Raw genomic sequence first — 13081 nt, 5'->3', positions numbered from 1 at the left:
GCCCGCGAAGTCCGGCCTCCGCCAACCGCATCGGGCCGGTGAGCCGGCCCGTCAGACGGTGCCGCCGGAGGTGATCCGCGCGCACTCGGCCACCACGGCGGGGAGGCTGCCCCCGGTCCGCAGCAGCTCGCGCTGCACGCGGGCGCCGTTGCCCCGGGCGAGGAGACGGGCGATGCCCTCACGGACCAGCTCCTCGTCCCCGTGATCGGCCAACGCCTGCCGTACGTGCCGGTACAGCGCGTCGACGGCCTCCTCGGCCGGGACCTCGGCCATGGTCGCGGGATGGATGAGAGGACCGTCCAGGCCCGAGCGGCCCGCCCGCCACGAGGCGAGCCGCAGCAGGCTCGTGGCGATCCGGGCCGGCGGCGCGCCGTCGCGCCACTCCCGTGCGGCGGTCTCCACGAGGCCCCGGACCAGCGCGGCCAGCAGGACGGGGGTCGACGGATCGAGGCAGACGTCCGCCACCCTGACCTCCACCGTGGGGTAGGAGGCGGACAGGCGGGCGTCGAAGTAGACCATCCCCTCGTCGCGCAGCACCCCGGTGCCGATCATGGCGCGCACCTGCTCGTGGTACCGGTCGGCCGAGCCGAAGAGGTCCACCGGGCCGGCCGAGGGCCACCGGTTCCAGACCCGGCTGCGGTAGCTCCCGTACAGGCTGTCCTCGCCCTGCCAGAAGGGCGAGTTCGCGCTCAGGGCGGTCAGGACGGCGAGCCAGGGGCGGATGCGGTCCAGGACCGCGACGCCCTCCTCGTCGGACTCCACCGAGACGTGGATGTGGCAGCCGCAGGTCAGCTGCTCCTGCGCGGTCAGCCCGAACTGCTCGCCCAGCCACTGGTAGCGCTTGCCCGGACTGATCGACGGTCGCACGGGCAGCGGCGAGGTCGCGAGCGCCGCGATCACCGCACCGACCGTCCCCGCGTGGCGGGCGGCCTCCCCCCGCCACCGGACGATCTCGCCTTGGAGTTCGCCCATCTCCGTCACCGGCTTGGTGGCGAACTCCAGCTGTTCCTTGTGCAGTTCCTTCTCGAAGGTGTGGTCCTGTTCCTCGCCGGTCCCCTCCGGGCCCCACGTCCAGCGGTCGGCCGCGGCCAGTACGGCCCCCGACAGGGCCAGTGGCTCGCCGCTGGCGGCGTCCACCAGCAGCAGCTCTTCTTCCACGCCTACGCTTCGCATGTCGCCGCCCATCGCTCCAGGTCCAATCGGATGCCCACCGCCTTCCCCGCGCCGTGGTGACCATGCGGCGCCCCGTACGCGCGAGCGCGGCCTCCCGGGCCGGAACCGGGTGGCCGCGCGGGTGCGGTGGGCGGACGGCCCGGGGCGGTTACTCGGGGTGGGCCCCCCGTCCGGCGCTCGCCGAGGTCAGGGGAGTGGGGGAGAGGGCGGTCGTGTCCTCGCCCGGCTCCAGGAGGGTGTCCGCGGCTCCGATGACGAGCTTGTCCGGTTCGCCGACCGCCCGCGGGTCCTTGTTGTCGTAGTCGAGGTGGTACAGCAGGTGGCGCAGGGCCTCCAGACGGGCGCGGCGCTTGTCGTTGCTCTTGACCACCGTCCACGGCGCCCGGACGGTGTCCGTGGCACGGAACATGGCGATCTTGGTGGAGGTGTAGTCGTCCCACCGGTCGAGGGAGTCGAGGTCGGTGGGGGACAGCTTCCACTGTCGCACCGGATCGACGTGGCGGATGGCGAAGCGGGTCCGCTGCTCCGCGCGGGAGACGGAGAACCAGAACTTGACCAGGTGGATGCCGTCCTCGACGAGCATGCTCTCGAAGACGGGGCACTGGCGCAGGAACAGCTCGTACTCCTCGTCCGTGCAGAATCCCATGACCTTCTCGACCCCGGCGCGGTTGTACCAGGAACGGTCGAAGAAGACGATCTCCCCGGCGGTCGGGAGGTTCGAGACGTAACGCTGGAAGTACCACTGGCCCGCCTCGCGCTCGGAGGGCTTGTCCAGGGCGACGACCCGCGCTCCGCGGGGATTGAGGCGTTCGGTGAAACGCTTTATGGTGCCGCCCTTGCCCGCCGCGTCCCGTCCCTCGCAGACCACCACCACCCGGGCGCCACTGGCCTTGACCCAGCGCTGGAGCTTGAGCATCTCTATCTGCAGGATCCGCTTCTCGCGCTCATACGCGCGGCGCCCGATCTTCACGTCGTAGGGATAGTTGTCCCGCCAGGTCTGGATCGGGTCGCCCGCTCCGTCGAGCAGTACGGGCTGCTCGGGTCGGCTGGTGTCCACGCTCAGGCCGTCCAGCAGCCTCTCCTGGTGCCTCACCTCGGCCCGGTCGGTCATCCGTACGCCTTTCCCTCCTGCGGAAGGGGCCGCGCCCCCGGCGGAACGCAGATCACCCCCTGAACGACCTGCGCCTACCCGCCGCCCCCGTCGGCAACCGTGGTCAGGGACGGCCGATGACCAGGGAGCGCGGCGCACGGGCGGGGGCAGACGGCAGCCGTAGGGGACGCCCGCCCGGGGTGAGGGAACCGAGGACCCGCGGCCCGGCGGCCCCGGTGCACTCGGGGGCGTTGCCGGGCAGCCCGTGGAGCGTCAGGAAGCCGAGGACCGCGAACGCGTACGCCTCCTTCGCGGCGGCGGGCAGGCCCAGGGCGTCGGAGGTCCGCAGCACGGCGCCGCCGGGCAACTCCTCGCGGAGCATCGACATGAGCACCGGATTGCGGGTGCCGCCGCCGGAGGCGATGACCTCGGTGGCGCCCAGCGGGCGCAGCGCGTCGGCGACGGTACGGGCGGTGAGGCGGGTCAGGGTGGCCAGGAGGTCCTGCGGCGCGGGGGAGCCGAAGCCGTCCAGGACCCGGCGCAGGTAGCCGGGGTGGAACAGCTCCTTGCCCGTCGTCTTGGGGGCGGGGAGCCGGTAGTACGGCTCGTCGAGCAGCCGCCGCAGCAGCGGCTCGCGGACCCGGCCGGCGGCCGCGAGGGCGCCGTCCTCGTCGTAGCCGAGCCTTCCCGAGGTCACGTCGCGCACCGCCGCGTCGAGCAGTGCGTTGCCCGGGCCGGTGTCGAAGGCCACGGCGGGCCCGTTTGCGGGCAGGCAGGTGAGGTTGGCGATCCCCCCGATGTTCAGGGCGGCCGGTACGCCCGGGCGCCCGCGCAGCAGCATCCGGTCGACCAGGCTCACCAGGGGGGCGCCCTGGCCCCCGGCCGCGACGTCCCGCGGGCGGAAGTCGGAGACGACCGGGCAGCCGGTCGCCTCGGCGATCCAGGCGGGTTGCCCGAGCTGGAGGGTGCCGTACACCCGGCCGCCCTCGACCCAGTGGTAGACGGTCTGCCCGTGCGAGGCGACCAGCCCGGCCCGGCCGCCGCACAGTTCGGCGTCGGCGCGGACGGCGAGCCGCGCGAAGGCCCGGCCGATCCGGGTGTCCAGCCGGCACACCTCGGCCAGGGTGGTGGATCCGGGCGGCAGGGCGACGGCCAGTGCCCGGCGCAGATCGGCCTCGTACGGCGTGCTGATCATGCCGAGCGGGACCAGCCGCAGGGTCCCGCCCCCGTCCTGCACCGTCACTTCCGCGGCCGCGGCGTCCACGGCGTCGTACGAGGTCCCCGACATCAGCCCGATGACCTTCACCGCAGCGGCCGGAGGTGGTCGTCGCCGCGCAGGGTCGCCAGCGCCACCGCGCTCAGGGCGCAGGCGCCGGCCGCGTAGTAGGCGGGGACGTCGTGGTCGCCGGTGGCCGCGGTCAGTGCGGTGATCACCAGGCCCGCGCACCCGGAGAACACGGCGTTGGTGAGGGCGTAGGCCATGCCGAGGCCGGTGCAGCGCACCCGGGCGGGGAACATCTCGGCGAGCATGGCCGGCCCCGGACCGGCCAGCAGGCCGACCGCCGCGCCGGCGCCGAGGACGGCCGCGGCCCGGAGCGCCGCCGATCCGTCGGGATCCCGCAGCAGGTGCAGCAGCGGAAGGGCGGACACGGTCACGGTGATCGCCCCGCACAGCATGACGGGACGCCGTCCGACGCGGTCGCTGAGCATGCCCGCGGGCACGATCGCGGCCGCGAACCCCAGATTGGCCAGTGCGGTGGCGATGAGGGAGTCCCGGAAGGACGCCCCGAGCGTGGACTGGAGATAGGAGGGCAGGACGACGAGGAAGGTGTACCCGGCCGCCGACCAGCCCATGATCCGCCCGATGCCGAGCACGACGGCCCCGGCGGTGCCGGGCGGGGCGGGCGCGGGGAGCGGTCGGGACGGGCCCGGTGGGGCGACCCCGCCCGGCGGCCCCGGTGGGGCGGCGGATTCGGGCGGCCCGGCGGGTACGGCGCCCCCGGCCGGCGGGGGACCGGGCGGCTCCTGCAGCCCGGCACGCACCCACAGCACGGCCGCCCCGAGCGGCAGGGCCGCCAGGAACGGCAGCCGCCAGCCCCAGTCGTTCAGCGCCGCCGGCGGCAGCAGTGAAGCCGCCAGCGCGGCGGCCCCGGCGCCCCCGAGCAGGCCGAGCGCGACGGTGAAGGACTGCCACGCGCCGTAGCGGCCGCGCCGGCCGGGGGGTGCGTACTCCGTCATCAGGGCCACGGCGCCGCCGAACTCCCCTCCCGCGCAGAGGCCTTGCAGGGCGCGCAGCAGCGTCAGCAGCCAGGGCGCGGTGGCGCCCGCCGTCGCCCGGGTGGGGAGCAGGCCGATCAGCGTGGTGGCGAGCGTCATGAGCCCGATGACCAGCACAAGGGTGGGCCGGCGGCCGATGCGGTCCCCGAGCCGGCCGAAGAGCAGCGCCCCGGCGGGACGGAAGAAGAAGGCCAGCGCGAAGGAGGCGTACGTGGCGACCAGCGGCCCGGCACCGGCAGCGCCCCCGCCCGGTTCCGGGGTGAAGAAGTGGGCGGCGATGACGGTGGCGAAGCAGCCGTACACGCCGAACTCGTACCACTCGACGAAGTTTCCGGCGGCGCCCGCCAGGAGCGCGCGCCGCGCGGGGGCGGCGGCCGGTGGCGCGGGGCGCAGCGCGATGGGAGTCACCAGTGCTGGGTGCCCGCCCGGCGCCGGGACGATGCCGGGCCCCGCCGGGGTTCAGCAGTTCGGCCCCGGCCTGCGCTCCCGGCCTGCGGCGGGCCTGCCCGCCCTGCCCCCGCCCCCGTTCCCCCGCCGGGCGGCGACCGGGGCGCCGTGGGTCAGCGGGGCGGTACGACCATCGTGCGGCCTTCGGCCACCGACGGGGCGTGGGCGAAGACCCGGTCGGCCCCGGTGAGCCGGAGCAGCTGCGCGAGGTGCGGGGGCTGCGGCCCGGCCAGGACGACCTCCCGGGCCAAAGTGGCCTGGAGCAGGATGGTGAGCGTGATCGAGTCGGCGAAGGTGACCTCCGAGACGTCGACCACGTAGCGGTGGACCCCCGGCGCCTGCGGATCCATGGCAGCCCGCAGCGGACCGGCGTTGTCGAGGTCGAACTCGCCCGCCATCACCACGACGCGTATGCCCTCATGCTGGTCCTGCACCTCGACGTGGCAGCGGTCGGCGTTCACGGTCATTACCCCTGTCTACTCTTCCGGCGGGCCATGAACTACCCACGAGCCCACCCAACCATGCCCGGACGCCTCCGGGCGCCCCGCACCGGCCCTGCGCCCCGCAGCGCCCGGTTCACTGCAGCGGCAGGATGACCTCGATGCTCTTGCCCGCGCCCGCCAGCGGCGTCACCGAGACGTGCTTCGCCAGCCGGCAGATCAGCGGCCAGCCGAAACCCCCGGGCGTGGCCGGTCCCTGCTCCTTCACGAGCGCGACCGGCAGCCGCGGGCTGGCGTCGACGACGGTGAGGACCATCGCGTCGGGCTCCAGCCGGGCGCTGAAGCCCGTGAGGCCCCCGCCGTGCCGGACCGCGTTGGTCGCGAGCTCGGAGGTCACCAGGAGGATGTCCGCGAGCGCGTCGCGGACGCCGTCGCCCGTGCTCGCCCACCCCAGTTCCACGGCCTGCTCGAACACCGCCCGGACGAACGCGCGCGCCTCGGAGGCCGTGGCCGGCTGCCCGAGCCTGAGCCCGGGGCTCTGCCGTCTTTCCACATCCATGGCCTACGCCGCCCCCCGACTCCGCCGCCGCTGACAGGTCCATTCCCCGCGTATCACGATCGCACCCGTCAGACCAGCCTGATTCCGATGAGGCAGGTGTCGTCGTCCGTGTCGGACTTGCTGTGCGTCAACAGCCGGTCGAGGCAGCGGTCGAGGTCGCGCGGGGCGTCCAGGGTACGCAACAGCAGTTCCCTGACCGACTCGTTGACCGACAGGTCCCTGCGTTCGACGAGCCCGTCGGTGAACATCAGCAGTGTGTCGTCCCGTTCGAGCCGGATCTCCTGTTCGGTGTACGCGACGTCGTCGAGCACACCGAGCAGCAGGCCCTCGGAGAGCGGCAGGGACTCGGCATTCCCCCCGCGGACGAGCACGGGCGGCAGATGCCCGGCCCGCGCCCAGCGCAGAATGCCCGACTCGGGGTTGTAGAGCCCGCAGACGGCCGTGGCCGTCACCTGGTCGGTGAGGCGGTGGGCCACCTTGTTGAGCCAGGACAGCAGCTGGCCCGGCCCGGCCCCGGTCACCGCCAGCCCGCGCAGGGCGTTGCGTAGGACGACCATCCCGGTGGCCGCGCCGATCCCGTGGCCCGCGACGTCTCCCACGCACAGCAGGATCTCCTTGGAGGGCAGCACGACGGTGTCGTACCAGTCGCCGCCGACGAGCGCCTCGGACTCCGCGGGCCGGTACCGCACGGCGATGTGCATGCCCGGGACCTGGAGGGGCGCCGGGGCCGGCGGCATGATGGCCTGCTGGAGCTGGAGGGTCAGCCGTACGCGGTCGGCCGACTCCGCTTCGGTGTAGGCGAGTTGGTCGCGGGTGGCGGCCAGGGCGACCTCCGTCCAGTGCTGGGCGGAGATGTCCTGGTAGGCACCCCGGACGGCGATGGGCATCCCCTGCGCGTCGAGCACCGGTTCGGCCACCACCCGGATGTGCCGGGTAATCCCGTCCGGCCGCTGGAGGCGGAAGTCGACCGACGCGTCCCGCCGGTGGTGCAGGACGGTGCGCAGGAAGCGCCGGATGCCCACTCCGTCGTCGGGGTGCGCGTGCTCCGCCAGCTCCTCCATCGGGACCGGCGACGCCGACGCCGGCTGGCCGTGGATGTCGAAGAGCTGGCTGTTCCAGGTGATCTCACCCGTCACCAGGTTCTCTTCGAACCCGCCGACGCGGCCCAGGCGCTGGGCGTGCTGGAGCAGACTGGCCAGCCGCGCCGTCTCGTCCTCGGTCCGCCACAGCAGCAGGACGGCGCCGCCGTGCCGGCTGATGCTGACGTCGGCGACGGCCGGCAGCGGAACCTGACCCACCAGCGAGGTCAGGGTCATGCGCTGGGAGCGCAGTGGCTCACCGGTCGCGTAGACCCGCTCGATCCTCTCGTACAGGCCGTTGTCGTCGGCGGCCGTGGGGTATGCCTCCAGCAGCAGTGAGCCGCTGATCGCGCCGCTGGGGCGCCCCACGGGGTCGGCGAAATGTTCGTTGACGTGCTGGATCCGGAAGTCGGCGAGGTTGCCCTGCCCGTCCAGGGCGGGGGTCAGGACCAGCGCCGGATCGTGCAGGTTGTCGGCCAGGTCGGCGAGCTCGCGGAGGTCCGCCGGGACCTCGGGGAGCGCCGGGGACTGCTCGGGCAGGGGCAGGTCGTGCAGGGTGTGGGCGCACAGCTCGGCGAGGGCCTCCAGCTGGCGCATGATCTGCGGGGGCTGCGGGCCCAGCGGCGTCGGCCAGCAGATCTCCAGCACGCCGTGGATCCGGCCGCCCGCGCCGGAAGGCAGCGCGATCCGGCCCCCTTCGGGCCAGTGGTGGCGCCCCAGGGAGGGGACGGACGGCTCGGAAGGCCGCGCCGAGACCACCGGACGGCGCTCGGTCAGGGCCAGCCGGGCGAAGGTCGTCACCTCGGGCGGTACGTACCGCCAGCGGGCCGCTTCCCCGTCGGTGAAGCCCGCGTGCCCGGCCAGGAGCAGGGAGCCGTCCGTGCCCGCCGACCACACGGCGACGGCCGCCGCGCCGAGCGGGTCCAGTGCGTTCTCCAGCAGGGAGCGCGCCACCGCCTGGGTGTCGCCGGCGGCCAGTACGCCGCTCTCGGCCGTCCGCAGCCGCACCGACAGCGAGGCCGCCGCGTGGCCGGCGCGCCGCGTGCCGTCCGCGTCCCCCTCCGGCGGGGCCTGCGTCAGTTCGGCGAAGGCGGCCGCGAGCTCGCTGACGCGGTCCCGGGAGGCCTGGTTGACGATGTCCGCCGCCAGTTCGAGGCGGGAGGTTCCCGACTGTTCGGCCAGGGTGTCGAGCTGTTCGGCCGCCTGGGCCGGTCCGCAGCCCAGCCGCTCGACGAGGATCCCCTTGGCCAGCTCGACCAGGGCCCGGCCGTCGGCGGCGGCGTCCGCCTCCCGTACCTCCTGGCGCAGCCGTTCCACCGTCGCCACCAGACGGCCGACGGTCGACGAGGACGAGGACGAGGGCGCGTCCGGCGCGTCGTGCGGGTGTGCTGCGGCCAGGCCGGGCGACTGCGCGGGCACGAGCGCCCGCGACGGCGGGCGCAGGGCCCCGTCTGCCGTGGAGGACTGACTGTCCGGCGTGCTCACGATGTCCCCATTCCTTGCTTCGCTGGTGTTGACGGCGGTCCACTGCGCGAGGAGGCCGGCCACGAGGGTCGGCCCCGTACGGCTAGGGAGCCACCCAGCGGCGTACCCGGGCGATGAGGTCGACGGCGTCCACCGGCTTGGTGACGTAGTCGCTGGCGCCCGAGGCGAGGCTCTTCTCCCGGTCACCGGGCATCGCCTTGGCGGTCACGGCGATGATCGGCAGATCCTTGTAGGCGGGCATCCGCCGGATCTCCGCGGTGGCCGTGTAGCCGTCCATCTCCGGCATCATCACGTCCATCAGGATCAGGTCGATGTGCGGGTGCCGGACCAGGGTGTCGATACCGCGCCGGCCGTTCTCCGCGTGCAGCACGTCGATGCCGTGCAGCTCCAGGATCCCGCTGATGGCAAAGAGGTTGCGGGCGTCGTCGTCCACCACGAGGACGGTCCTGCCGACCAGCTGGTCGTCGATGTGCTGGGTCGTCTGCGGCCGGGTCTCCTCGGCGCGTACCAGCGCCAGCGCGTCCCCGGGCTGCTCCGCCGACAGGTGCAGGGCGACCCGTTCGCGCAGCTCGTCCAGGCTGGTCAGCAGCTCCAGTGGCTGCGTCTGGGTGCGCTGCTGGAGCGCCCGCTCGGCGGCGGCTCCCAGCCGGCGGTTGTTGTGGGCCAGCACCGGCAGGGTCGTCAGGGCCGCGTCCCCGTCGAGGGCGGCCAGGAAGCGCATCGCCTCCTCCTGGGGCATGCCCAGGTCGAGCACGACGCAGTGGAAGGGCTGCGAGGCGAGCGCGGCTGCCGCGTCCTGGGCGCCGATCACCGTCACGATGTCGACGCCGTAGCGCTGCCCGGCGATGCCGTGGCTGGCCGCGAGATCGGCGGCGGCGCTCTCCGCCACCAGCGAGAGCAGCCCCTTCGCCCGCTCCTCGATGACCAGGAGGCGGCGCTGCTGCGACGCACCCGCCGCGCCGCCGGAGGCGGCCGGTGCGGCGACGGGAACCAGGGTCGTGACGGGAGCCGCCGACTCTACGACCCCGCTCTCCGGGGCCTCGGACACCTGGGCGGGCAGGGAGGAGATCGCCGCCGGCTGCCCGGAGGCCAGGACGGCCGCCTCCTCGGCCTGCGGCCCGGCGGTGGGCAGGTAGAGCGTGAAGGTCGAGCCGACACCGGGAGTGCTCTGCGCCGTGATCGCCCCGCCGAGCAGCTGGGCGATCTCCCGGCTGATCGACAGTCCGAGTCCGGTGCCGCCGTACTTGCGGCTCGTGGTGCCGTCCGCCTGCTGGAAGGCGCCGAAGATGGCCTCCAGCTGCTGTTCGGCGATGCCGATGCCGGTGTCCGCGACGCGGAAGCCGACCACGGGGCCGTTGCTCCTGAGCCCGGCCGGGCGCTCGGCGGGGTCGATGAGACCGATGCGCAGTTCCACCTGGCCCTGCTCGGTGAACTTGACCGCGTTGGACAGCAGGTTGCGCAGCACCTGCCGCAGCCGGGTGTCGTCCGTGAGCAGCGTCGTGGGAACGCCCGGAGCGGTGGTGATCGTGAAGGCCAGGTTCTTCTGCATGGTCATCGGGCGGAAGGTCGCCTCGACGTAGTCGAGCAGCTGCCGCATCGGGACGTGCTCCGGGTTGACGTCCATCTTCCCGGCCTCGACCTTCGACAGGTCGAGGATGTCGTTGATGAGCTGGAGCAGGTCGGAGCCCGCCGAGTGGATGATGCCCGCGTACTCGACCTGCTTGGGGGTGAGGTTGCGGGTGGGGTTCTGGGACAGCAGCTGCGCGAGGATGAGCAGGCTGTTGAGCGGCGTGCGCAGCTCGTGGCTCATGTTCGCGAGGAATTCGGACTTGTAGCGCGAGGCGAGCGACAACTGCCGCGCCCGGTCCTCCAGTTCCTGACGGGCCTGCTCGATCTCCAGGTTCTTCGTCTCGATGTCCCGGTTCTGCGCGGCCAGCAGGGCGGCCTTCTCCTCCAGCTCGGTGTTGGAGTGCTGCAGCTCCTCCTGCTGGGACTGGAGCTCGGCCGAGCGGGCCTGGAGCTCCGCCGTCAGCCGCTGCGATTCGCCGAGGAGCTCGTCCGTACGGGCGTTGGCGACGATCGTGTTGACGTTGACGCCGACGGTCTCCATCAGCTGGTCCAGGAAGTCGCGGTGGACCGCCGTGAACGGGGTGAAGGAGGCCAGCTCGATGACGCCGAGGACCTGGCCCTCGACGACGATGGGCAGCACGACCAGGCTGCCGGGGGCCGTCTCGCCCAGGCCGGAGGAGATGACGTAGCCGGGCGGCACCTCGTCGCTGGAGATGGAGCGGCGGCTGCGCGCCGCCTGCCCGACGAGCGACTCCCCGAGCCCGAAGCTGCGCCGGCCGGACTCGCCCGCCGGGATGCCGTAGGAGCCGACCAGCGTCAGCACGACGCCCTGCGGGGTCTCCTCGGCGAGGTAGAAGGCGCTGTACTGGGCGGCGACCAGCGGCGTCAGCTCGTCCATGACGAGTTCCGCGACCACCGACAGGTCCCGGTGGCCCTGCATCAGGCCGGAGATCCGGGCCAGGTTGGACTTGAGCCAGTCCTGCTCCTGGTTGGCCCGCGTCGTCTCGCGCAGCGAGCCGACCATCGAGTTGATGTTGTCCTTGAGTTCCGCGACCTCACCGGAGGCGTCGACCGTGATCGAGCGCGTCAGGTCGCCCTCGGCGACGGCGCTGGCGACCTCGGCGATCGCACGCACCTGCCGCGTCAGGTTCCCGGCGAGTTCGTTCACGTTCTCCGTCAGCCGCTTCCAGGTGCCGGAGACGCCCTCGACCTCGGCCTGACCGCCGAGGCGTCCCTCACTGCCCACCTCGCGGGCCACGCGGGTCACCTCGGCCGCGAAGGAGGAGAGCTGGTCGACCATCGTGTTGATGGTCGTCTTCAGCTCCAGGATCTCGCCGCGCGCGTCGACGTCGATCTTCTTGGACAGGTCACCGTTGGCCACGGCGGTGGTGACCAGCGCGATGTTGCGGACCTGGCCGGTCAGGTTGTTCGCCATGGAGTTGACGTTGTCCGTGAGGTCCTTCCACGTCCCCGCCACGTTGGGGACGCGGGCCTGACCCCCCAGGATGCCCTCGGTGCCGACCTCGCGCGCCACGCGCGTCACCTCGTCGGCGAACGCAGACAGGGTGTCGACCATGGTGTTGATGACCCCGGCCAGCGCCGCGACCTCGCCGCGCGCGTCGACCACGATCTTCTGCGACAGGTCGCCGCGGGCCACCGCCGTGGCCACCTGCGCGATGGAGCGCACCTGTCCCGTCAGGTTCGACGCCATCACGTTGACGTTGTCGGTCAGGTCCTTCCAGATGCCGGAGACCCCCCGCAGGGTCGCCTGGCCGCCCAGATTGCCCTCCGTGCCCACCTCGCGCGAGACGCGGGTGACCTCGTCCGCGAAGGCCGAGAGCTGGTCGACCATCGTGTTGATGGTCTCCTTCAGCTCCAGGATCTCGCCGCGCGCGTCGACCCTGATCTTCTGCGACAGGTCGCCCTGCGCCACCGCGGTGGTCACCTCGGCGATGGAACGCACCTGCGCCGTGAGGTTGTCGGCCATGACGTTGACCGACTCCGTGAGGTCCTTCCACGTGCCGGAGACGCCCTTGACGTCGGCCTGGCCGCCGAGGCGGCCTTCCGTGCCGACCTCGCGGGCGACGCGGGTGACCTCGCCGGCGAAGGAGGACAGCTGGTCGACCATCGTGTTGATGGTGTTCTTCAGCTCCAGGATCTCGCCGCGCGCGTCCACGCCGATCTTCTGCGAGAGGTCGCCTTCCGCGACCGCCGTGGCCACCTGCGCGATGGAGCGCACCTGGGCCGTCAGGTTCCCGGCCATGAAATTCACCGAGTCGGTCAGGTCGCGCCAGGTGCCGGAGACGCCCTTGACGTCGGCCTGGCCGCCGAGGCGGCCTTCCGTGCCGACCTCGCGGGCCATGCGGGTGACCTCGTCGGCGAAGGAGGACAGCTGGTCGACCATCGTGTTGATGGTGTTCTTCAGCTCCAGGATCTCGCCGCGCGCGTCCACGTCGATCTTCTGCGAGAGGTCGCCGCGGGCCACCGCGGTCGCGACCTGCGCGATGTCACGTACCTGGGTGGTCAGGTTGCCGGCCATGGCGTTGACGGAGTCCGTGAGGTCCGCCCAGGTCCCGGACACCCCGGGCACCACCGCCTGGCCGCCGAGGGTGCCTTCCGTGCCCACCTCGCGCGCCACGCGGGTCACCTCGGAGGTGAACTGGGACAGCTGGTCCACCATGCCGTTGAAGACCGTCGCGATCTCGCCGAGGACGTCATCGGCCTCGTACGGCAGCCGGGTCCCGAAGTCGCCGTCGCGTACGGCCGTGAGGCCGGTCAGCAGCTGGCGCAGCTCCGCCTCGCCGACCCCGCCCCCGGCTCCCCTTCCGGAACCCTCTCCCGCGCGAGCGCCCTGGGTAACCGTCTCGGTCATGCCAACCCCGCCTCTTTTTCCGCAGCTGCCCTGTCACGTCCAGCCCGGCCGTCTCACGACGGCCAGGCGGAACGCTACCCTGCGTTGCTC

At 73.0% G+C, this 13081-nt stretch carries 8 protein-coding genes; all 8 read right to left on the bottom strand.

The window, feature by feature from the left end:
- Positions 1–51: 51 nt before the first annotated feature.
- The gene (locus tag AMK16_RS02430; RefSeq protein ID WP_073910251.1) at positions 52–1173 is read right to left on the bottom strand and encodes a glutamate--cysteine ligase 2; all 1122 of its coding nucleotides are present in this window, start codon (positions 1171–1173) and stop codon (positions 52–54) included.
- Between the two features lie 148 nt (positions 1174–1321).
- Complete coding sequence (gene ppk2, locus AMK16_RS02425; protein ID WP_073907894.1) at positions 1322–2284, bottom strand: polyphosphate kinase 2; 963 nt, start codon at positions 2282–2284, stop codon at positions 1322–1324.
- A 103-nt stretch (positions 2285–2387) separates the two neighbouring features.
- The gene (locus AMK16_RS02420) at positions 2388–3569 is read right to left on the bottom strand and encodes an anhydro-N-acetylmuramic acid kinase (RefSeq protein ID WP_073907891.1); all 1182 of its coding nucleotides are present in this window, start codon (positions 3567–3569) and stop codon (positions 2388–2390) included.
- Positions 3566–4939: an MFS transporter gene (locus AMK16_RS02415; RefSeq protein ID WP_199885364.1), complete on the bottom strand. Its 1374-nt coding sequence runs from the start codon at positions 4937–4939 to the stop codon at positions 3566–3568. Before AMK16_RS02415 ends, AMK16_RS02420 begins: the two co-directional genes overlap by 4 nt.
- Positions 4940–5100: 161 nt before the next feature.
- A complete protein-coding gene (locus AMK16_RS02410; RefSeq protein WP_073907885.1) occupies positions 5101–5454 on the bottom strand; it encodes an STAS domain-containing protein in 354 nt (117 codons plus the stop codon).
- A 109-nt stretch (positions 5455–5563) separates the two neighbouring features.
- Positions 5564–5986 carry an ATP-binding protein gene (locus AMK16_RS02405; protein WP_073907884.1) on the bottom strand — a complete coding sequence of 141 codons (423 nt, stop codon included), beginning with the start codon at positions 5984–5986 and terminating at the stop codon, positions 5564–5566.
- A gap of 68 nt (positions 5987–6054) precedes the next feature.
- Positions 6055–8550 (bottom strand): SpoIIE family protein phosphatase, encoded by a 2496-nt coding sequence (locus AMK16_RS02400; RefSeq protein ID WP_073907881.1) that lies wholly within the window; start codon positions 8548–8550, stop codon positions 6055–6057.
- Between the two features lie 82 nt (positions 8551–8632).
- A complete protein-coding gene (locus AMK16_RS02395) occupies positions 8633–12991 on the bottom strand; it encodes a HAMP domain-containing protein (protein ID WP_073907878.1) in 4359 nt (1452 codons plus the stop codon).
- Between the last annotated feature and the right edge of the window lie 90 nt (positions 12992–13081).

It is taken from the genome of Streptomyces sp. CB00455 (assembly GCF_001905445.1).
In the GTDB taxonomy this organism is placed as follows: Bacteria; Actinomycetota; Actinomycetes; order Streptomycetales; family Streptomycetaceae; genus Streptomyces.
The sequence above is the reverse complement of the archived record's forward strand: the minus strand, read 5'-3'. Positions and strand labels throughout refer to the sequence as shown.